Here is a 20,076-nt window from a genome sequence, read left to right on the forward strand (position 1 = left end):
TCAAAAAGCGTTGCTTTTTGTGACCGCACTTTATTAGTTTAGAAGGAATATCGGGAATCAAAATGTTAGATCAATCCGTTATTAATCAATATGACGCCTTAATTTTCGATATGGACGGCACGCTTATCGACACAATGCCGAGCCATGCCAAAGCCTGGGAAAAGGTTGGGCGTCAATTAGGCTATCCCATTACCGGTGATATTATGTACGAGCTGGGCGGCGCGCCGGTGCGTACTATTGCGCGGGAAACCTGCAGTCGTTACGGTATTCCGATGGATTTATTGGATGAAGTCATTCGTTTAAAACGTCAGTTCGGTTTTGAAATGGTTGAACTGAATGCGACTTTATTGCCGACCTTTGATATTGTGAAAGCCAATCTGGGGCGACGCGCGATGGCGCTTGGCACCGGTTCTCACCGTAATATGGTGAATATGTTGCTGGATAAATTCGAATTACGCCGTTATTTTAATGCCATTGTCGATGCCGACGAAGTCAGCGCGCATAAGCCTGATCCGGAAACTTTTCTGAAATGTGCGGAAAAAGTGGGCGTTCGTCCGCAAGCCTGTCTGGTATTTGAAGATGCGGATCTTGGCGTGCAAGCCGCATTGAACGGCGGTATGGATGTGTTTGACGTGCGTACCAAAACGCTAACCCGAGGTGCGAAATGACGACGCAGTTGATGTTAATGCGGGAGGGATTCGCGCATCTTGCCGCCGAACCGGATTTGTCCGATTTGCGCTTACACTGCCGTGAAATGTTGTTCGATTATAATAATCTGCTGCGACCTTCGGAAAAAGCGAAAAAAACGGCGTTAATCAAGAAGATTCTGGGTAAAACCGGTCAGACTATCAAAGTAAATTCACCGTTTTTTTGCGATTATGGATTTCAAATCGAAGTGGGCGAAAATTTTTTTGCCAACGTCGGATGTATCATGCTGGATACCGGCGGAATCCGTATCGGCGATAATGTGTTGTTCGGTCCGAATGTGAGTTTATACACGGTGGATCATCCTCTTGACGTATCGCTTCGTAATGAAGGCTGGGAGCACGGACGAAAAATTATCATCGGAAATAGCGTGTGGGTCGGCGGCAGCGTGACCATTTTGGCCGGCGTCACCGTCGGCGATAATACGGTGATTGGCGCAGGGGCGGTTGTCACCAAAGATATTCCCGCCAACAGTTTGGCCGTGGGAAATCCTTGTCGCGTATTGCGGGAAATTACCGATGCGGATCGTCAATTTTATCTGACAACGTACATGAAAAACGATTGATTTTTTGACCGCACTTTTGCGGACCATTGCCTGCGGAACATGTTTATCCGGGTATTTCTCAGCGTTTATGTGAAATCCGCAGGATAAAAAAACCGCCCTTTCTCTTGCGAGATTGAGCGGTGAATATAACCTAAGGAACCAATTTTTTTATTATTAATCACAACTGCAAGTTGCTTGTATTCTAGGACAGGCGGGTTTTTATTAAGTTCAAATTTTTTTGAGGAATTTTTATGCCTTTATTAGATAGCTTTAAAGTTGATCACACCAAAATGCAGGCGCCGGCTGTGCGCATCGCAAAAACGATGATGACGCCGAAAGGAGATTCTATCACGGTTTTTGATTTGCGTTTTTGTGTACCGAACAAAGAAATAATGTCGCCTAAAGGCATTCATACCCTTGAACATTTGTTTGCCGGCTTTATGCGTGAACATTTGAACGGCGCCGATGTGGAAATTATCGACATTTCACCGATGGGCTGCCGCACCGGTTTTTATATGTCGCTGATCGGCATGCCGGACGAACAACGAGTAGCGGACGCATGGCTGGCGGCAATGCATGATGTTCTGAACGTACGGGATCAAAGCCATATTCCGGAATTGAATATTTATCAATGCGGCACTTTCACCGAACATTCGCTCGACGACGCGCAGGCGACGGCGCAACATGTGATTGCGAGCGGTATCGGCGTCAATAAAAATGAAGCGTTGTTGTTAGACGAATCTTTACTGGCCGAATAACGAAGGAGTGACAACATGACGACAATTGGTACGGCGTTAACCGCCAAGGCGACGAAGGTAATGTTACTCGGCGCGGGTGAATTGGGTAAAGAAGTGGCGATTGAATTAATGCGCCTCGGCGTGGAAGTGATTGCGGTGGATCGTTACGAGAACGCTCCCGCCCAACAGGTCGCTCACCGCGCTTATACGATTTCTATGTTAGACGGTGCGGCATTACGTGCGTTGGTGGAAAAAGAACGTCCCGATTATATCGTTCCGGAAGTGGAAGCCATTGCCACGGATACTTTGGTTGAACTGGAACAGGAAGGTTTTACCGTGGTGCCGACGGCGAAAGCCACAAAATTGACCATGAATCGCGAAGGCATCCGCCGTTTGGCGGCGGAAGAATTGGGGCTGCCCACTTCGCCCTATCGGTTTGTGGATAATTTCGCGGATTTTCAACGTGCGGTGGAAAAAATCGGCGTTCCCTGCGTGGTGAAACCGATTATGTCATCTTCCGGGCACGGGCAGTCGGTAATCAAATCTTTAGCGGATGTGGAACGCGCCTGGCATTATGCGCAGGAAGGCGGACGCGCCGGTGCGGGGCGTGTTATCGTGGAAGGTTTTGTGAAATTTGATTATGAAATCACCTTGCTTACCGTGCGGCATCTTGGCGGCACTTCGTTTTTGGCGCCTATCGGGCACCGTCAGGAAAACGGCGATTACCGCGAATCCTGGCAGCCGCAGGCAATGTCTGAAGTCGCATTGAAAAAAGCACAGGATGTGGCGGGAAAAATCACCGCGGCATTGGGCGGACGCGGTATTTTCGGGGTGGAAATGTTCGTATGCGGTGATGACGTGATTTTCAACGAAGTGTCGCCGCGACCGCATGATACGGGCATGGTTACTCTGATTTCGCAGGAGCTGTCCGAATTCGCTTTACATGCGCGTGCGATTTTAGGTTTGCCGATTCCTTCTGTTAATTTGATTGGCCCGGCGGCTTCTAAAGCCGTGGTGGTGGAAGGAAAATCCAATCAGGTTCAATTCGCCAATCTGGACAAAGTGCTGGCGGAAGCCGATACGGATTTACGCATTTTCGGTAAAGGCGAGGTAGACGGCCATCGTCGTATGGCGGTTATCTTGAGCCGTGATATCTCTGTGGAAAAAGCCTTGGAAAAAGCGTCGCGGGCTTACGCGCAGTTACGGATTTTATTGTAGCAAGTTCGGTTCAACGAAAAGTGCGGTCAAATTTGACCGCACTTTTTTGTTTGTACTTCCGCCGTTAGAATAATTTTTTGGAAACTTCCAGGTAATCCGATTTAAACGGACGGCGCATACTGTCGATGGCTTCGATGATGTCGTGATGCACCAGTTTTTCCTGCTGAATGCCCACACAACGACCTTTTTCGCCTTGCAGCAATAATTCTACTGCGTATACGCCCATACGGGAGGCCAAAATACGGTCGAAAGCGCAAGGCGAACCGCCGCGTTGTACGTGGCCTAACACGGTCGCACGGGTTTCGTTGCCCACGCGCGCTTCAATTTCCTTGGCTAATTTGTGTACGTCCGTCACCAATTCGGTGATGGCGATAATCGCATGACGTTTGCCGTTGGCAAGGCTACGCTCGATTTGCTGAATTAATTCTTCCTGATTGAATCCGACTTCCGGCGCGACGATGTATTCGCAACCGCCGGCGATTGCCGCACAAATGGTTAAGTCGCTGCAGTGACGTCCCATGATTTCCACGATGGAAATACGGTGGTGAGAACCGCTGGTGTCGCGTAGCCGGTCGATAGCGTCAACGGCGGTCTCCAATGCGGTTTGATAACCGATGGTGTAGTCGGTGCCAGGAATATCGTTGTCGATTGTGCCCGGTAAGCCGATGCAAGGGAAACCGTGTTCTTCCGTCAATAATTTTGCGCCGGTGTAGGAACCGTCACCGCCGATCACCACTAAGGCGTCGATGCCGCGCGAATGCAAAACTTCGGCGCATTTTGACCGCACTTCCGGTTGTTTGAATTCCGGGAAGCGGGCGGAACCTAAAAATGTGCCGCCGCGGTTGATGACATCGGACACGCTGTAACGCGAAAGTTGTTCGATACGGTTTTCGTAAAGTCCTTGGTAACCGTCGAATACACCGTAAACTTCTAAGCCTTCGGATAATCCCGCACGTACCACGGCACGAATTGCGGCATTCATTCCCGGCGCGTCACCGCCACTTGTTAAGACTGCAATTTTTTTGATCATGGAATTTACCCTTTTAATTTTAAAAATATTGAAATTGAGAAACGCCCGTAAGATTACACCAAGAACGCACGGGGCTCTACTAATTTTTTGGTAAATCCGCCAAAAATTGATCTAATTTAGGATTTTTTCACGAATTGTTAGCCTGTGATTGAATAGCGTAAAATTCGTCATTTTTTGCCCGCACTTTTTACGAGATTTTTGTCGATTGCCGATTTGGCGGCGTTTTGTCCCGAACGGGCGACGGTTTGCGGTTTTGTAAGCCGTTTTTGTGTTTTAATCGTTCCAGTGTTTCGCCGTTTTTCAAAATGTGCGGCGTGACGAAAATAACCAGCTCCCGTTTCTGGCGGCGTTCGCTGTCATTGCTGAACAGATGCTTGATAACGGGAATGTCGCCGAGAACCGGCACTTTATTGTTGCCTTTGGTTACGGTATCGTGAAATACGCCGCCCAGCACAATGGTTTCGCCGTCTTTGGCGAACACCTGGGTTTGAATTTCCTGTTTGTCGATGGAGACGACTTCGCTGTTTTCTCCATACGAAACGCGGTTGCCCGGCGAATTTTGGCTGACGATTAAATCCATTAAAATGGCGTTGTTTTGCGAAATATGCGGTGTCACTTCCAGCCCTAATACCGCTTCACGGAATTCCACCGATTGCGTGTCATTTTTGCCGTTGGTGACGACATAAGGAATTTCCGTACCTTGTTTAATACTGGCGGATTTTTTGTTGGTGGTAAGCAAGCGCGGACTGGCGATGATTTCCACGTTTTTTTCCTGTTCCAGAGCGGTTAATTCCAGATCTAACAGGCGTCCGTTGATTTTAGCCACTTGTAATGCGACGGAACCGGCGGGCATAGTGGCGGTGGCAAAATTTACGTTGAGGTTGTTCGTGATATCGGCGAATCCGTTGGCTGCCAGGCTGCCGCTGACTTTATGCGCTCCCGCCGTCGGTTCGAACATGCCCCAGCGTACGCCGAGTTCTTTCAGGCTTTCGTCGTTCATGGTGACAATGCGCGCCTCGATGGCGATTTGCTCGATAGGTTTGTCCAGTTCGGCGATCAGTTTTTTGATATTGCGAATGGATTGTTTATCGTCCTGAATGATCAGTTGATTGCTGCGATCGTCAAAGGTTAACCGCCCAATATCGCTGACTAACGCGCCGTTGCCGGCGGTAAGCGATTTCATTACTTCCGACGCTTTGGCGTAATGCAGTTTGACGGTAACGGTTTCTAACTTCGGTTCTGCCGGCGTAATGGGAATATCGGCGGCATCCGGCGTGTTGAAATCCGCGCTTTCCGAGGAGGATGAATTTTTTCGGTTAAGGTAGTAAATGCCGTTTTCTTGCCAAAAATCCAGTTGTTTGATTTTCGCTACCGAACGCAGTAACTGAGCCAAATCGGTATTGTCCAATTTGAGGGATAACGTGCCTTCCAGCTCGTCGTCAATGATTAAATTGGCGTCCAGTTCCAGCGCCAGCTGTTGCAGGGTCGCCACTAAGGGAGCTTGTTGTAAACGGATGGAAAAAACGCGGTTGTCTGCGGATAGCGCCTGAACCGATGCTAAAAAACTCATCAAAAACAGACCGCACTTTACCGTAAAATCGCCCCAAGATTTCATGTTTTTCTCCTAAAATTTCAAGGTTAGCCGTTCGGGTTTATGGCAATCGAGTTTCCACTGATTAAAGTGAACGGCGTTTTTTCCGATTTGCTGAATTTGCAATCGCTCCTGCGCGATAAAATCCTGCTCTTTAACCATGAAAATTTGCTTTTCATCGGTTTGAAATAATGCTTGCGGCCGATCTTTTTCCGATAACAGACCCACCAGTTTAAGCCGTTTAAAATTTATGTTTTCGGCAATAATTTCATTCCCGGAATGACAGGTTTGATTCGGCGTTGCGGTAACCGGATGAGGTTGCGCCCGATGAGCTTCGGTACGACGGTTTTTATCAAAGGGATCCGCGCCATAAGCCGAGCTTACAACAAAAATGAAAAGGAAAAGGCTTAAACGATACATGATTACTCCTTGTCAATTTGAAGCTGGAACGACAGACTGCTTTCGACGGAAAAATGGCTGTCGGTTTCGGCATTATCGGTTTCATCGTTTTTCCGAATATGCCAGCTGAGCAACGCCAATTCGGGAATTTGCCGTAAAAGTGCGGTCAAAAATTGTTGAATTTCGGCGAAATGTCCTTGAATTTTCAGATCCAGGGCGGGCGTCCCTTGCAGTTGCCATTGAGAATGAGTGAGCGATAAATCGGCGGCAAGCGACTGAATTTGCTGATGAATTGACGCCAATTTTGCCGTCATGGCCTGGCTGAGATGGCGTTGCGCCTTTTGCTGCAAAACTGCCAGCAGCCGTGACTGGTGATCCAATTGCTGCCGTTTCCGTTGTAATTCGGCAAAATTTTCCGCCAAAGTATTCTGGTTTTGCCAATATTGATGGGCGGGAAAACTCAACAGGAATGCGAACGGCAAAAGCAATCCGAAGTATTGTTTTAGCGGCGTGAATGAAGCCCATTTTCCCCAGGAATTATAGGGCCGGGAAAAATATTGCCATTGGCCGTTGCGGGTGTCGATACGGTGAAAGTAGCGATTTATCATGATGCGTTTTCCTTGGAAAGATAAAACTCAAATTGCAGTTCGTTTTGTTGCGGTAAAAATTGTTGCAATTCGGTCTTCAGAGCCGGTAAATCATTCAGAAATTGTTGAATTTGTTCAAATTCCCGCTGATCTTGCGCCTTGCCTTTTAACCTGATTTGTTCCGCGTCAAGAGTAAAATCGGATAATTCTCCTTGAATGAAAGGCAGCTGTTGTAATAAATCCATGGTTTGTTGAATTTGCACCCGGGCAACGGGTTTACTGTTTTCCTTTTGCGTGAGATGCTGCTGTTGTCGCCGCACCTGCGCAATCAGCGCCGGTAGTTTTTGGTTCATTTGTTCGAGTTCGGCTTGTATGCGGTTTAACTCGCTTTCACTGCGAAGATTAACCTGCCACAATGCGATATAAGCCGCCAGGGATGTTCCCAGCACCAAAATAAAACGCCTGAAAGCCTGCCGGCTTCGTTGCCGGTGAGCGGTTAATCGCCAGGGCAGTAAATTCATTATCGGTTAACCGTTTTTGATTGTGTGTTGATGCAAGTCCGTCCGCCAAAGGGCGTTTCCCAGCGCGATAAAAGGCAACTCCGTGGAAAGATAAACGGCATTTGCAAAAACGTGATGATTTTTGACCGCACTTTTGGGAAGTTCCAGGTTCTGTTCGCTATCCGCCGTTCGCCGATAAATACAAATTTGCTCGATTTCGGTTTGATAGCGTTCTGTAAAGCGCCGAATCAGCTGTTCCGCGGGCATGTTTTGCTGTTGTAATACGTGGAATTCCTGTGCGCTTTCCTGCAATGCGAGACAGAAATTTTCGTCATGGTAGAGATACAACGTATTTTTCGGCATTTCAGGTTTGAGATAACGAAAGGCGCGAAAAACGGCGTGCGCGGTGTTATCGAGTACGGAAACGGACAGCGGCGCGTATTGCTCCAGCCAGTCTTTCGCCGTTTCTTGAATCACTACGGAAATTTCCAGTTTCATGCCTTGTTTCAACATTTCCGAACGGTAATCGAACCACAGTTGATCCAAGGGCAACGGCAATTCTTTTTCGATGATCGCCGTAATCTGCTGTTCGCATTCCTGAGCATTTAAAACCTGCGGCAGAATCAGGGTTTTGCACCAAATGTGATTGGGTAATAAGCTGACGATGTAATTGAATCTCAGCGGGCGTTTTTGCATGCCAAAATGTTGAATCAGCCAACCGGTTAGAAATTCTTCCGTGCGTGTAAAGTGCGGTCGGATTTCTTCCTGATTCGGTGAAAACCAAACCGCTTCCCAGATCTCTCCCCGTTTCCACACGCCAATTTGAATTGTCGCCTGATATTTTTGTGTTTTTCCCGACATGAAATTTTCCTTCAAAATGAATTTTCTTTCGCTTAACGGCTCTAAAATCTATATACTTACGCCCAAATCGGATTGGGGCAGTATTCCGTAAATTAAAATCCAACGCATTACTCAAGAGTGAATTCTGGAATGAAGATCGCAAAATTAATTTTAAGTACCTTGTTAACCATCATTATCTTATGTTGTGTGGCGGCAGGTTTGTTTTACGCCAAAATCAAGGCGGATTTACCGAATGTAGAAAGCCTGAAAACCGTGACTCTGCAACAACCTATGCAGATTTATACCGCAGACGGTAAATTAATGGGGGAAGTGGGGGAACAACGTCGTATTCCGGTGAAACTGGAAGATGTGCCGAAACGTTTAATTGATGCGGTTTTAGATACGGAAGACAGCCGTTTTTACGATCATCACGGCGTCGATCCGGTGGGAATTATCCGTGCGATTCGCGTGGCGATTGCCAACCGCGGCGCTTCACAGGGCGCGAGCACCATCACTCAACAGCTTGCCCGTAACTTCTTTTTAACTAACGAAAAAACGATTATCCGCAAAGCCAAAGAAGCGGTTTTGGCGATCGATATTGAAAACACCTTGAGTAAAAATGAAATTTTAGAGCTTTACCTGAATAAAATTTATTTTGGCTATCGTTCTTACGGCGTCGTGGCCGCGGCGAAAACTTATTTCGGTAAAGATTTGAAGGATTTAACTTTATCCGAAATGGCGGTGATTGCGGGCTTGCCGAAAGCGCCGTCTACGATGAATCCGCTGTATTCGGTAAAACGCGCGGAAGAACGTCGTAACGTCGTGTTGGGACGTATGCTTGAAATGCGCCATATCACGCGGGAGGAATACGAGGCGGCGATTAAAGAGCCGATCGTGTCCCGCTATCACGGCGCACAACTGGAATTCCGTGCCGATTATGTGACGGAAATGGTCCGTTTGGAAATGGTTAAACGTTACGGCGAGGAAAATGCCTATAACAGCGGCTATCAGGTTTATACCACCGTTTCCTCGCAAGCTCAGACGAATGCCCAGAATGCGGTGATTCAGAATATCATTGCTTATGATATGCGCCACGGTTATCGCGGTGCCGCCGCGCTTTGGAAGAAAGGCGAAGAAGCTTGGAGCGAAGGTAAAATCACCGAGTTTTTACAGAAATTACCGAATGCGGCGCCGTTTGTTCCGGCCGCGGTGTTAGCCGTGAATAAAAGCGGTGCGGAAGTGATGCGGGCTTCGGGTGAAAAAATGACGCTAAATTCTCCCGCACTTCGTTTCGCCGGAAGCAAAGGCGTGCGGGCGGGCGAGCAAATCTGGATTCGTCAGCTTGAGGACGGCAATTGGACGCTGGGACAACTGCCGGAAGTCAATTCTGCGCTGGTTTCGCTCAATTCCGATAACGGTGCGATTGAAGCGATTGTCGGCGGATTCAGTTTTGAACAGAGTAAATTTAACCGCGCCACTCAATCTTTGGTGCAGGTCGGTTCATCCATTAAACCGTTCATTTATGCGGCGGCATTGGAAAAAGGGCTGACGCTTTCCAGCGTGTTGCAGGATAGCCCGATCGTGATTAATAAACCGGGACAGGAGCCGTGGCGTCCGAAAAATTCGCCGGATCGCTATGACGGCCCGATGCGTTTACGTGTGGCCTTGGGGCAATCTAAAAATATGATTGTAGTGAAAGCCATGCAGATGACGGGAATTCCGTTCACCGCAGAATTTTTACAGCGTTTCGGCTTTAAACGCGATCAATATTTTGCCAGCGAAGCCCTGGCGTTAGGTGCGGCGTCCTTTACTCCGCTCGAAATGGCGCGCGGATACGCGGTGTTTGATAACGGCGGGTTTTTAATTGATCCGTTTATCATCAATAAAATCCTGGACAATACCGGCAAAGAAATTTTTGTGGCGAATCCGAAAATCGCCTGCCCGACTTGTGACGATATTCCGACGGTTTATTCTTCAACCAATGAAAAAATCGACGGATTCCAAGCTTCCGTTGCCGATGCCGCCGCCAATGTGCCGTTAAAGAATACGGCGGACGCCGGTAACGGCGAAGAAATTGACGAAGCCGCCGAGCCGACGGAAGATCCGGAAATCCAAACCAAAGACGGTCAAATCAAGGAAACGGATTTGAATTTAATGGCGCAAGGGAAATCGGATCATTCCACCGTGGAATACGCGCCTCGCGTGATCAGCGGCGAATTGGCGTTTTTAATCCGCAGCGCGTTGAATACGGCGATTTACGGCGAGCAAGGATTAAACTGGAAAGGTACCAGCTGGCGCATGGGCAGTCAGATCAAACGGGCGGACGTCGGCGGTAAAACCGGTACCACCAACAATTCGAAAGTGGCGTGGTATGCCGGTTTCGGCGCCAATCTGACCACAACCGTTTATATCGGTTTTGACGATAATAAACGGAATTTAGGCAGACATGAAGCGGGTGCTACGGCCGCCATGCCGGCCTGGATTGCCTATATGAAACAAGCGCTTGCCGATGTGCCGGAACGTGTATTGCCGATTCCGAAAAATATTGTCGAGAAGAAAATTGATATCGGTTCTGGATTGTTGTCCGCCGACGGCGGTCGCACCGAATATTTCATCGTCGGCACCGAACCGAAACGGGTTTACGTACAGGAAAAAGCCGGTCCGGCTTATTATGTACCGCCTGCGCTGCAGGAACGCCTCGGTAAAGCGCCGGACGGTTCGCAACAGGAATTATTCTAAAATCTCTTCGAAAATCGACCGCACTTGGGAAAGTGCGGTCGGTTTTTCCATTGTTTTTTATAAGGAAATATTATGTTGAGTTATCGCCACAGCTTTCATGCCGGCAATCATGCGGATGTGCTGAAACATATCGTGCTAATGCTGATTATCGAGAATCTTCAACTCAAAGAAAAAGGTTTTTATTATCTTGATACGCACGCCGGCGTCGGTCGTTACCGTCTGTTCGGCGATGAAGCGGAAAAAACGGCGGAATTTGAAGAAGGAATTGCCCGTTTATGGGAACGGAATGATTTGCCGCCGGAAGTAAAACGTTATGTGGATCAGATTAAGCGGCTGAATTACGGTGGGAAAGCGCTGCGTTATTACGCCGGTTCGCCGTTGATTGCGGCCCAATTACTGCGCCCGCAGGATCGCGCGTTGCTAACGGAATTGCATCCTTCGGATTTTCCGCTGTTGCGTAATAATTTTAAGGAATATGCCAATGTCGTCACCAAACGTGACGACGGTTTCCAACAGCTGAAAGCCACGCTGCCGCCGAAAGAACGCCGTGGCCTGGTGTTGATCGACCCGCCTTATGAATTAAAAGAGGATTACGATTTGGTGGTGCAAGCCGTTGAAGAAGGTTATAAACGTTTCGCCACCGGCGTTTATGCCGTTTGGTATCCCGTTGTGCTGCGCCAACAGACGAAGCGTATTGTACGCGGTCTGGAGCGAAGCGGTATCCGCAAAATTTTGCAAATCGAACTGGCGGTTCGGCCCGATTCCGATCAGCGCGGCATGACGGCGAGCGGTATGATTGTCATCAACCCGCCGTGGCAGCTGGAAACGCAAATGAAGTCGATTCTGCCGTACTTAACCGAAGTGCTGGTGCCGGCAGGCACGGGAAAATGGTCGCTGAACTGGATTACCCCGGAATAGAAAATTTGTGATAAAATTCAGGCTTTTTAAAGGAAAGAGAATGACAACCGCATTAACGAAATTTTTAACCGAAAAACTGGACGATTTAAAGGCCGCCGATATTTTAACCATCGATGTGCGGGGCAAATCCTCCGTGACGGATAACATGATTATTTGTACCGGCACCTCAAGCCGCCATGTGGCGTCTTTAGCGCAAAAATTAGTCGACGAAAGCAAGCTGGCGGGATTTGACACTTTCGGCCAGGAAGGCAAAGCCACAGCCGACTGGGTGGTAGTCGATTTCGGGCAGGCGATGGTGCATATCATGCAGCGCGAAAGCCGGGAAATGTATCAGCTCGAAAAACTTTGGGCTTAATTTCCAAAAAACTCGAGAAAAATCGACCGCACTTTTATGAAAATTCAGCTGATTGCCGTAGGCACAAAAATGCCGGCCTGGGTGAAAACGGGATTCGAAGAATATCAACGCCGTTTTCCGAAAGATATGCCGTTTGAATTAATCGAGATTGCCGCCGGTAAACGCGGCAAAAACGCCGATATCGCCCGTATTCTGGAACAGGAAGGCAAGGCCATGCTGGCGGCTTGCGGTAAAAATAAAATTGTGACGCTGGATATTCCGGGCAAACCTTGGACGACCCAGCAGTTGGCGCAACAGTTAGAAGCCTGGAAAAACGACGGTCGCGATCTGTGTTTGTTAATCGGCGGGCCGGAAGGGCTGTCGCCGGAATGTAAAGCGGCGGCGGAACAAAGCTGGTCGCTTTCGCCGTTGACTTTGCCGCATCCGTTGGTGCGCGTCGTTGTGGCGGAAAGCCTGTATCGCGCGTGGTCGCTCACAACCAATCATCCTTATCACCGTGAATGATTAAAAATAGCATAACTTTATGAAGTTTCTGAGAAAATTGCTTTCGCCGCCAACTCACGAACCGATTCGCGACAACCAAGCGGAGCGAAATCTGTTCGCACGCCGCGCATTGGTGGCCTTTGTGGGTACGTTGGTGCTTACGGCGGTTTTGTTGGTGAATTTATATCATTTACAAATTGTTGATTTCGATAAATATCAAACCCGCTCAAACGGTAACCGCATTAAATTATTGCCGGTTCCGCCGACCCGTGGACTGATTTATGATCGTTCCGGTACGTTGTTGGCGGAAAATCTGACATTTTTCGGTTTGTATATCGTGCCGGAAAAAGTGGAAAATCTTGACCGCACTTTTGACGAATTGCGCGAGGTGGTGGGGTTAACCGATAAGGATATCGAACAATTTAAGAAAGAGCGCCGTCGCTCTTCCCGTTATACGCCGATTTTGCTGAAACCCGATTTAACGGAAGAACAAATCGCCAGATTTGCCGTTAATCAGTACAATTATCCGAGTTTAGACGTGCGCCCTTATTTTAAACGTCATTATATTTACGGCGAACCGCTCACGCATATTTTGGGTTATGTGGCGAAAATTAACGATAAGGATGCCGAACGCCTGAAAAACGCCGAAAAAGAAACGGCTTATGCGGGCACAACGGATATCGGTAAGTTGGGTATCGAACGTTATTATGAGGAACAATTACACGGGCAGGCGGGATTTGAGCAGGTTGAAATCAATAACCGCGGCAAAGTGATTCGTAAATTAAGCGAACAGCCGCCCATTGCCGGCAAAAGTATTTATTTGACGCTCGATTTGCCGTTGCAGCAGTTTATTATGCAGCTTTTGGGCGATCAGAAAGGGGCGGTTGTGGTGTTGGATCCGAAAGACAGCAGCATTTTAGCCATGGTCTCCAGCCCGAGTTATGATAACAATCTGTTTGTGGGCGGTATTTCGGGGGCGGATTACCGTCGTTTACTGAACGATGAAAACCGTCCGTTGTATAACCGCGTAACACAAGGGGCTTATCCGCCGGCTTCCACCGTAAAACCGTTTATTGCGGTGTCGGCGTTAACGGAAGGTGTGATTACGCCGGGCATGACGATTTCCGATCCGGGCTATTGGCAGTTGCCGAACAGCACCAAACGCTTTCGCGACTGGAAAAAATCGGGGCACGGTCCGACCAACTTGCAAAAGGCGATTACCGAATCCTCCGATACTTATTTTTATACGGTGGCTTATCGTATGGGCATTGACCGGTTAGCCGACTGGATGAAGCGTTTCGGTTTCGGTATGCCCACAGGCGTGGATATTCACGAAGATACGCCGGGCATCATGCCGACGCGGGAGTGGAAACAAAAACGCTATAAAAAAACCTGGGTGATGGGAGATACGATCCCGGTGGGCATCGGTCAAGGTTATTGGACCGCGACGCCGTTACAGCTGGCGAAAGCGACGGCGATTTTAGTGAACAACGGTAAAGTGAACACGCCTCATTTAATGAAAGAATCGCGCGGTTCTACGGTGGAACCTTATAAGGATCCGTTGTTGTACGAAGATATTCAGGAACCGAAAGCGGAGGCCTGGAGCGCGGCTAAACGCGGGATGTACGGCGTGATTAACGGTGCGGGCGGTACCGGGCGCAAAGCGTTTGCCGGCGCATCTTACGTGGCGGCGGGGAAATCGGGCACGGCGCAGGTATTCAGTTTGAAAGAAGGGCAAAAATACAACGCGGCCAATTTAAAAAAATTCCTGCATGATCACGCCTGGTTCACGGCGTTTGCGCCTTATGAAAATCCGAAGTTAATCGTGTCGATTATCCTGGAAAATGCGGGCGGCGGTTCCAGTAATGCGGCGCCCGTAGTGCGTCAAATTATGGATTTTTATCTGAATAAACGTTTGCCTGAATTGATGAAAGCGGAAGAACAGACGGAAAATGGCGGCGTGGTGCCGAACGAAGTCCCTGACGAAACGGAAAACTTACCGGCTTCCAACAACGGGGATGAAAGTGCGGTCGAAAATGAGCAAGATTTTGAAGAGAATATCCCGGTTATCTTGCAGGAACAAAACGACATACAGCAAAATGCCCCGTTGAGCGAACCTAAACCGGCGGAATAGAGAAATGGACGAGAAAAAATCTTTATTATCCAACCTTTGGGGCAAAATGCACCTGGATTTTTGGTTGTTGATTGGTTTATTGGCGATTACGGGCTACGGTTTGATTGTGCTTTACAGTGCGTCCGGCGCCAGCGAAGCGATGTTCCGCAGCCGTGTGATTCAGGTGGTTTTGGGATTCGTCGTGATGATTGTGATGGCGCAATTTCCGCCGCGGTTTTATCAACGTATTGCGCCTTATTTGTTTATCGTCGGTATTATTTTATTGATATTGGTGGATGCGGTGGGGACAACGAGCAAAGGAGCGCAACGCTGGCTTGATCTCGGTATTGTTCGGTTCCAGCCTTCGGAGATTGTAAAATTGGCCGTACCGCTGATGGTTGCGGTTTATTTGGGTAATCGTTCGTTACCGCCGACCCTGGCAGATACGATGATTTCCCTGGGATTAATCATCGTGCCGACTTTGCTGGTGGCTATCCAGCCGGACTTGGGCACATCAATTTTAGTTAGTGCTTCGGGAATATTTGTGGTATTTTTAGCAGGCATGAGCTGGTGGCTGATTGGCATTGCGGTGGTCGGGCTGACCGCTTTTATTCCGGTGATGTGGTTTTATCTGATGCATGATTATCAACGCACCCGGGTGTTAACCCTGCTTGATCCGGAGAAAGATCCGCTGGGTGCGGGGTATCATATTTTGCAATCGAAAATTGCTATCGGCTCAGGCGGCTTAATGGGTAAAGGTTGGATGTTGGGAACGCAATCCCAGCTTGAATTTCTGCCGGAGCCGCATACGGACTTTATTTTTGCCGTATTAAGCGAAGAACACGGATTGATAGGCGTTATTATTCTGTTATTGCTGTATTTTTTTATTATTATCCGTGGATTAATGATTGGCGTTCAGGCGCAAACGGCATTTGGTCGTATTTTAACCGGTGCGCTGACATTAATTTTCTTCGTGTATTTATTTGTTAATATCGGTATGGTGAGCGGCATTTTACCGGTCGTCGGTGTGCCGTTACCGATGGTGAGCTATGGCGGTACGTCATTTGTGGCGCTCATGGCGGGGTTCGGATTGATTATGTCAATCCACACTCATAAGCGTTCTCTCTATTCCCAAGGGAACTAATCAGTATTTTTTTACTCTTAGTTAACGGATTTTTGATTTATTCGTTGGCACTTAGGACAACTTGAGAATTTAATTATGATGAAATTTAAGATTATTTTGACCGCACTTTTAGCGTTATTTTTGACCGGCTGTACTTCGTCGGCGGAAGCGAGAAAAGTGGTGAAGAGACAAACGATTCATCAATACCAAAGCATTAATCATCCCCTTTACGAAGTAGAGGGAAAAACTTATTCGACCAAATCCGGTTCCGCCGCTCATTACAGCAAAAACGGGCGAGCGAGTTATTATCACAACAAATTTAATGGTCGCCGCACGGCAAGCGGAGAAGTTTATAATTCCCGCGAATACACTGCGGCACATCGCAGCCTGCCTTTGGGTTCTTACGCCTTAGTCACGAATTTGCGTAATAACCGAAAAGTGGTGGTGAAAATTAATGACCGAGGGCCTTATCACGGTTCCCGAATTATCGATTTATCCCGTGCCGCCGCTTCCGATTTGGGTATGCTCAATTCCGGCGTCGGGAATGTGAAAATTGAAAAATTACATATTGTTAAAAATTAATCAGGATCGTAAATACAGAGATGTTATCAGCAACCCTTAAAAAAACAAAAATTGCGTTAACCGCCGGTTTAATGGCAACGGCATTTGCCGTTTCAGCCGAAGACGCTCAATACGGTATTACTCCGCCTCAGTTAAACGCACAAACATATATTTTGATGGATTATAATTCGGGTGCGGTGCTGGCGGCATTAAATCCCGATCAACGCCAGTATCCGGCATCTTTAACCAAAATGATGACCAGTTATGTGGTGGGCGATGCGATTAAACAGGGTAAAATTCACCCGAATGATCAAGTCACTATCGGTGAGAGTTCTTGGGGTAAAAATTTCCCGGACTCGTCAAAAATGTTCCTGAATCTGAATCAACAGGTTTCGGTTTCGGATTTAAACCGCGGCGTTATTGTGGTTTCCGGTAATGACGCCTGTGTAGCGTTAGCCGAGCATGTTTCGGGTTCCACCGAGCAATTCGTGGTATTAATGAATAAATATGTGCAGCAATTCGGGTTAAAAAATACCCATTTCACCACGCCGCACGGTTTGGATGATCCGAATCAGTATTCTTCTGCGCGGGATATGGCGTTAATCGGCATCCGGATTATTCATGATTTGCCCGAAGAATATAAAATTTATGCGGAAAAGGATTTTACTTTCAACAAAATCAAACAACCTAACCGTAACGGCTTGTTGTGGGATAAAAGCATGAATGTAGACGGCATGAAGACCGGTCATACCAGTCAGGCTGGCTACAATTTAGTGGCTTCCGCAACTAATGCTAATAATATGCGTTTGGTTTCCGTGGTGATGGGCGTGCCGACTTATAAAGGCCGCGAAGTGGAAAGTAAAAAATTGCTGCAATGGGGCTTTAACAGTTTTGATACGTTCAAAACATTAGAAGCCGGTAAAGCCGTGGGCGAACAGCCGGTTTATTACGGTGAAGACGGCGAGGTTGCGGTCGGTGTGTTGCAGGACGGTTTTATTACGGTGCCGAAAGGCCGTCAGGCGGATTTAAAAGCGCGGATGGAATTTACGACGAAACATTTGGAAGCGCCGTTAGCGAAAGGACAAACCGTAGGCAAAGTGGTTTATAGTTTGGACGGAAAAGACGTGGCGAATCTGGATTTGCAAGTGATGAAAGACGTAGGCGAAGCCGGGTTTATCGGTAAAGGTTGGGACTGGTTGGTCTTAACGATAAAAAGTTTGTTTGACTAGCCTTGAAATGCTGATATCCGACACCATTTGTCATTAAAAAAATGAAGCAAAAAACGACCGCACTTTTTATGTAAAAGTGCGGTGATTTTTTTATCTGTTTTGAGGTGATTTTATGACGCAGAAAATGATTAATTTACAAGATGTACCGCAAGCGAAACTGAAAGATTTATTGCAATTTCCATGCCCGTTTACGTTTAAAGTGGTGGGCGCGCATCGTGATGATTTGGTAGACGACGTTATTGCGGTAACACAGATTCATGCAAAAGGAGATTACAGCCCGACTCAACAACGCAGCGCGAAGGGAACATATAATTCCGTTTCGATTGAAATTCTGGCCGTTAATATCGAACAGATTGAAACCCTTTACGCCGAGCTTGCCAAAATTGAAGGCGTGAGAATGGTGTTATAACAGTAATGAATATGCCGTTAATTGTCCGCCGGCTCGGCGTGCGGGATTATAATCAGGTTTGGCAACAAATGCAGGATTTCACCGATCGGCGAGATGAAAATACGCCCGATGAAATCTGGCTGGTGCAGCATCCTTCGGTGTTCACCCAAGGACAGGCGGGAAAGCCGGAACATTTGCTTAACCCGACCGCTATTCCCGTGGTGCAATCCGATCGCGGCGGGCAGATTACTTATCACGGTTTAGGGCAGCAAATTATGTATGTCCTGATTGATATTAAACGCCATAAAGCTTACGGACAGAATTTAAATGTGCGTCAATTAGTGACCGCACTTGAACAATCCGTAGTTAAAACGCTGGCGGATTACGGTATAGATTCGTATCCGAAAACCGATGCGCCGGGCGTTTATGTGCAAGCGGACGGAAAAGAGAAGAAAATTTGTTCACTGGGATTGCGTATTCGTCGCGGTTGTTCGTTTCACGGACTGGCGCTGAATATCAATATGGATTTAAGCCCGTTTCATCATATTAATCCTTGCGGTTATGCCGGACTTGAAATGTGTCAGTTAGCTGATTTTGTTGAAAACGACGAAGCGGATTGCGATAAAGTATCGCCTAAATTAGTTACACACTTTGCTGAAATTTTGGGGTATAATGCAACAAAATTTTAACATTTCAACTTTTTTTATAATTTAGGAAAATTTATGGGTACGCCATTTAAAATGGAACGCGGCGTGAAATATCGCGATGCCGCAAAAACTTCAATCATTAAAGTGACTAATATCGATCCTGATCGGGAATTATTGCAAAAACCTTCATGGATGAAAATTAAACTGCCCGCCAGTTCGGCCAAAATCGATAGCATTAAGAACGGAATGCGTCGCCATGGATTGCATTCCGTGTGTGAAGAGGCGTCATGCCCGAATTTGCACGAATGTTTTAATCACGGGACCGCAACATTTATGATTTTAGGGGCGATTTGTACCCGTCGTTGTCCGTTTTGTGATGTTGCGCACGGAAAACCGCTCCCACCGGATCCGGAAGAACCGAAAAAACTGGCGGAAACCATTCAGGATATGAAACTTAAATATGTGGTGATTACCTCGGTAGACCGTGATGATTTACCGGATCGCGGCGCCGGGCATTTTGCGGATTGCGTGCGGGAAATTCGCGCTTTAAATCCGGGTATTAAAATTGAGATTCTGGTACCTGATTTTCGCGGACGCATTGAGCTGGCATTAGAAAAACTGAAAGATAATCCGCCGGATGTTTTTAATCACAATTTGGAAAATGTGCCCCGTTTGTATCGTGAAATCCGCCCCGGTGCGGATTATGAGTGGTCACTGAAGTTATTGCGTGAATTTAAAACTATGTTCCCTCATATTCCGACTAAATCCGGTTTAATGGTGGGATTAGGCGAAAGTAATGAAGAAATTCTAAATGTTATGCGCGATCTTCGTGCCAACGGCGTAACCATGCTGACATTAGGGCAATATTTACAACCAAGTCGTCATCATTTGCCGGTTGCACGCTATGTTCCGCCTGAGGAGTTTGACGAATTCCGCGAAAAAGCGGAGGCAATGGGATTTGAACATGCGGCATGCGGACCTTTTGTGCGTTCGTCTTATCATGCAGATTTACAGGCAAGCGGCGGGCTTGTGAAATAATGATTATTTTAATAAAGCGGAGAACTTCGGTTCTCCGTTTTTTTATTTGTTAATAACTTATTATAGTTATATTTTGAAATTTGTGACGCTAATCAAACTTTCATTTTTATACCTACTGTTAGGTATTTGTAACCCATTAATAAGCTTAGAAAATATATGGTATTAAGAAAACCTTGATCGAACGCAAACTTTTGTTAAATAATCGTGAAAACCCTTACTAATTTTGTTATTTTTACCCTCGAATAATTTTCATTTTATTCATGTGAATTAATGTAAATATGAATAATTTATATTAAGTGAGCCTGAATAAACCTAAAATTTGTATATAAAA

The 20,076-nt window shown here is 47.2% G+C and carries 21 protein-coding genes; 15 read left to right on the forward strand and 6 right to left on the reverse strand.

Going from position 1 to position 20,076, the window contains the following annotated elements:
- Window positions 1–62 precede the first annotated feature (62 nt).
- From P7M01_RS04125 to purT, 4 genes are all read left to right on the forward strand, one after another.
- A complete protein-coding gene (locus P7M01_RS04125) occupies window positions 63–668 on the forward strand; it encodes a beta-phosphoglucomutase family hydrolase (RefSeq protein ID WP_317476972.1) in 606 nt (201 codons plus the stop codon).
- Entirely contained in the window at window positions 665–1,270 is a 606-nt protein-coding gene (locus P7M01_RS04130; RefSeq protein ID WP_317483279.1) for a sugar O-acetyltransferase, read from the forward strand. The genes P7M01_RS04125 and P7M01_RS04130 overlap by 4 nt, the downstream gene beginning before the upstream one ends.
- Window positions 1,271–1,500: 230 nt before the next feature.
- Complete coding sequence (luxS, locus tag P7M01_RS04135) at window positions 1,501–2,007, forward strand: S-ribosylhomocysteine lyase (RefSeq protein WP_317483278.1); 507 nt, start codon at window positions 1,501–1,503, stop codon at window positions 2,005–2,007.
- A gap of 15 nt (window positions 2,008–2,022) precedes the next feature.
- On the forward strand, window positions 2,023–3,204 hold the full coding sequence (purT, locus tag P7M01_RS04140; RefSeq protein ID WP_317483277.1) for a formate-dependent phosphoribosylglycinamide formyltransferase: 1,182 nt from the start codon (window positions 2,023–2,025) through the stop codon (window positions 3,202–3,204).
- 64 nt (window positions 3,205–3,268) lie between these two features.
- Here purT and pfkA read toward each other — a convergent pair whose 3' ends face one another.
- The 6 genes from pfkA to P7M01_RS04170 form a co-directional block, all read right to left on the reverse strand.
- Entirely contained in the window at window positions 3,269–4,234 is a 966-nt protein-coding gene (gene pfkA, locus P7M01_RS04145; RefSeq protein WP_202936089.1) for a 6-phosphofructokinase, read from the reverse strand.
- Between the two features lie 187 nt (window positions 4,235–4,421).
- Window positions 4,422–5,849, reverse strand: a complete 1,428-nt coding sequence (locus P7M01_RS04150) for a type IV pilus secretin PilQ (RefSeq protein ID WP_317483276.1) — start codon at window positions 5,847–5,849, stop codon at window positions 4,422–4,424.
- 9 nt (window positions 5,850–5,858) lie between these two features.
- On the reverse strand, window positions 5,859–6,245 hold the full coding sequence (locus P7M01_RS04155) for a pilus assembly protein PilP (protein WP_317483275.1): 387 nt from the start codon (window positions 6,243–6,245) through the stop codon (window positions 5,859–5,861).
- Window positions 6,246–6,247: 2 nt separating this feature from the next.
- On the reverse strand, window positions 6,248–6,832 hold the full coding sequence (locus P7M01_RS04160) for a competence protein (protein ID WP_317483274.1): 585 nt from the start codon (window positions 6,830–6,832) through the stop codon (window positions 6,248–6,250).
- A complete protein-coding gene (locus P7M01_RS04165; protein WP_317483273.1) occupies window positions 6,829–7,332 on the reverse strand; it encodes a hypothetical protein in 504 nt (167 codons plus the stop codon). The genes P7M01_RS04160 and P7M01_RS04165 overlap by 4 nt, the downstream gene beginning before the upstream one ends.
- A 6-nt stretch (window positions 7,333–7,338) precedes the next feature.
- Complete coding sequence (locus tag P7M01_RS04170; RefSeq protein WP_317483272.1) at window positions 7,339–8,172, reverse strand: competence protein ComA; 834 nt, start codon at window positions 8,170–8,172, stop codon at window positions 7,339–7,341.
- Between the two features lie 129 nt (window positions 8,173–8,301).
- Here P7M01_RS04170 and P7M01_RS04175 point away from each other — a divergent pair, with 129 nt between their 5' ends.
- The 11 genes from P7M01_RS04175 (at window position 8,302) to lipA (ending at window position 19,745) form a co-directional block, all read left to right on the forward strand.
- Window positions 8,302–10,890, forward strand: coding sequence for a penicillin-binding protein 1A (locus P7M01_RS04175; RefSeq protein WP_317483271.1), 2,589 nt, complete (start codon window positions 8,302–8,304; stop codon window positions 10,888–10,890).
- A gap of 72 nt (window positions 10,891–10,962) precedes the next feature.
- Window positions 10,963–11,808, forward strand: a complete 846-nt coding sequence (locus tag P7M01_RS04180; RefSeq protein WP_202936082.1) for a 23S rRNA (adenine(2030)-N(6))-methyltransferase RlmJ — start codon at window positions 10,963–10,965, stop codon at window positions 11,806–11,808.
- A gap of 40 nt (window positions 11,809–11,848) precedes the next feature.
- The gene (gene rsfS / locus P7M01_RS04185; RefSeq protein WP_317476982.1) at window positions 11,849–12,163 is read left to right on the forward strand and encodes a ribosome silencing factor; all 315 of its coding nucleotides are present in this window, start codon (window positions 11,849–11,851) and stop codon (window positions 12,161–12,163) included.
- Window positions 12,164–12,199: 36 nt separating this feature from the next.
- Window positions 12,200–12,667 carry a 23S rRNA (pseudouridine(1915)-N(3))-methyltransferase RlmH gene (gene rlmH / locus P7M01_RS04190; RefSeq protein ID WP_202936080.1) on the forward strand — a complete coding sequence of 156 codons (468 nt, stop codon included), beginning with the start codon at window positions 12,200–12,202 and terminating at the stop codon, window positions 12,665–12,667.
- Between the two features lie 19 nt (window positions 12,668–12,686).
- Window positions 12,687–14,780 carry a penicillin-binding protein 2 gene (mrdA, locus tag P7M01_RS04195; protein WP_317480763.1) on the forward strand — a complete coding sequence of 698 codons (2,094 nt, stop codon included), beginning with the start codon at window positions 12,687–12,689 and terminating at the stop codon, window positions 14,778–14,780.
- Between the two features lie 4 nt (window positions 14,781–14,784).
- On the forward strand, window positions 14,785–15,903 hold the full coding sequence (rodA, locus tag P7M01_RS04200; protein WP_317475952.1) for a rod shape-determining protein RodA: 1,119 nt from the start codon (window positions 14,785–14,787) through the stop codon (window positions 15,901–15,903).
- Between the two features lie 75 nt (window positions 15,904–15,978).
- Entirely contained in the window at window positions 15,979–16,464 is a 486-nt protein-coding gene (locus P7M01_RS04205) for a septal ring lytic transglycosylase RlpA family protein (RefSeq protein WP_202936078.1), read from the forward strand.
- A 20-nt stretch (window positions 16,465–16,484) separates the two neighbouring features.
- Window positions 16,485–17,672: a serine hydrolase gene (locus P7M01_RS04210; RefSeq protein ID WP_317483270.1), complete on the forward strand. Its 1,188-nt coding sequence runs from the start codon at window positions 16,485–16,487 to the stop codon at window positions 17,670–17,672.
- A 112-nt stretch (window positions 17,673–17,784) separates the two neighbouring features.
- Window positions 17,785–18,081 (forward strand): DUF493 family protein YbeD, encoded by a 297-nt coding sequence (ybeD, locus tag P7M01_RS04215; protein ID WP_317476986.1) that lies wholly within the window; start codon window positions 17,785–17,787, stop codon window positions 18,079–18,081.
- A 5-nt stretch (window positions 18,082–18,086) separates the two neighbouring features.
- Window positions 18,087–18,749, forward strand: a complete 663-nt coding sequence (gene lipB, locus P7M01_RS04220) for a lipoyl(octanoyl) transferase LipB (RefSeq protein ID WP_317476987.1) — start codon at window positions 18,087–18,089, stop codon at window positions 18,747–18,749.
- Window positions 18,750–18,782: 33 nt separating this feature from the next.
- A complete protein-coding gene (gene lipA / locus P7M01_RS04225) occupies window positions 18,783–19,745 on the forward strand; it encodes a lipoyl synthase (protein ID WP_317475951.1) in 963 nt (320 codons plus the stop codon).
- Window positions 19,746–20,076: the final 331 nt, after the last annotated feature.

This window comes from Exercitatus varius (assembly GCF_029577735.1).
Classification (GTDB): domain Bacteria; phylum Pseudomonadota; class Gammaproteobacteria; order Enterobacterales; family Pasteurellaceae; genus Exercitatus; species Exercitatus varius.

Bases quoted from the DNA above. Each gene is read 5' to 3' on its own strand.
- P7M01_RS04125 (WP_317476972.1), top strand. From the start codon at position 63: ATGTTAGATCAATCCGTTATTAATCAATATGACGCCTTAATTTTCGAT.
- P7M01_RS04130 (WP_317483279.1), top strand. From the start codon at position 665: ATGACGACGCAGTTGATGTTAATGCGGGAGGGATTCGCGCATCTTGCC.
- luxS (WP_317483278.1), top strand. From the start codon at position 1,501: ATGCCTTTATTAGATAGCTTTAAAGTTGATCACACCAAAATGCAGGCG.
- purT (WP_317483277.1), top strand. From the start codon at position 2,023: ATGACGACAATTGGTACGGCGTTAACCGCCAAGGCGACGAAGGTAATG.
- pfkA (WP_202936089.1), bottom strand. From the start codon at position 4,234: ATGATCAAAAAAATTGCAGTCTTAACAAGTGGCGGTGACGCGCCGGGA.
- P7M01_RS04150 (WP_317483276.1), bottom strand. From the start codon at position 5,849: ATGAAATCTTGGGGCGATTTTACGGTAAAGTGCGGTCTGTTTTTGATG.
- P7M01_RS04155 (WP_317483275.1), bottom strand. From the start codon at position 6,245: ATGTATCGTTTAAGCCTTTTCCTTTTCATTTTTGTTGTAAGCTCGGCT.
- P7M01_RS04160 (WP_317483274.1), bottom strand. From the start codon at position 6,832: ATGATAAATCGCTACTTTCACCGTATCGACACCCGCAACGGCCAATGG.
- P7M01_RS04165 (WP_317483273.1), bottom strand. From the start codon at position 7,332: ATGAATTTACTGCCCTGGCGATTAACCGCTCACCGGCAACGAAGCCGG.
- P7M01_RS04170 (WP_317483272.1), bottom strand. From the start codon at position 8,172: ATGTCGGGAAAAACACAAAAATATCAGGCGACAATTCAAATTGGCGTG.
- P7M01_RS04175 (WP_317483271.1), top strand. From the start codon at position 8,302: ATGAAGATCGCAAAATTAATTTTAAGTACCTTGTTAACCATCATTATC.
- P7M01_RS04180 (WP_202936082.1), top strand. From the start codon at position 10,963: ATGTTGAGTTATCGCCACAGCTTTCATGCCGGCAATCATGCGGATGTG.
- rsfS (WP_317476982.1), top strand. From the start codon at position 11,849: ATGACAACCGCATTAACGAAATTTTTAACCGAAAAACTGGACGATTTA.
- rlmH (WP_202936080.1), top strand. From the start codon at position 12,200: ATGAAAATTCAGCTGATTGCCGTAGGCACAAAAATGCCGGCCTGGGTG.
- mrdA (WP_317480763.1), top strand. From the start codon at position 12,687: ATGAAGTTTCTGAGAAAATTGCTTTCGCCGCCAACTCACGAACCGATT.
- rodA (WP_317475952.1), top strand. From the start codon at position 14,785: ATGGACGAGAAAAAATCTTTATTATCCAACCTTTGGGGCAAAATGCAC.
- P7M01_RS04205 (WP_202936078.1), top strand. From the start codon at position 15,979: ATGATGAAATTTAAGATTATTTTGACCGCACTTTTAGCGTTATTTTTG.
- P7M01_RS04210 (WP_317483270.1), top strand. From the start codon at position 16,485: ATGTTATCAGCAACCCTTAAAAAAACAAAAATTGCGTTAACCGCCGGT.
- ybeD (WP_317476986.1), top strand. From the start codon at position 17,785: ATGACGCAGAAAATGATTAATTTACAAGATGTACCGCAAGCGAAACTG.
- lipB (WP_317476987.1), top strand. From the start codon at position 18,087: ATGAATATGCCGTTAATTGTCCGCCGGCTCGGCGTGCGGGATTATAAT.
- lipA (WP_317475951.1), top strand. From the start codon at position 18,783: ATGGGTACGCCATTTAAAATGGAACGCGGCGTGAAATATCGCGATGCC.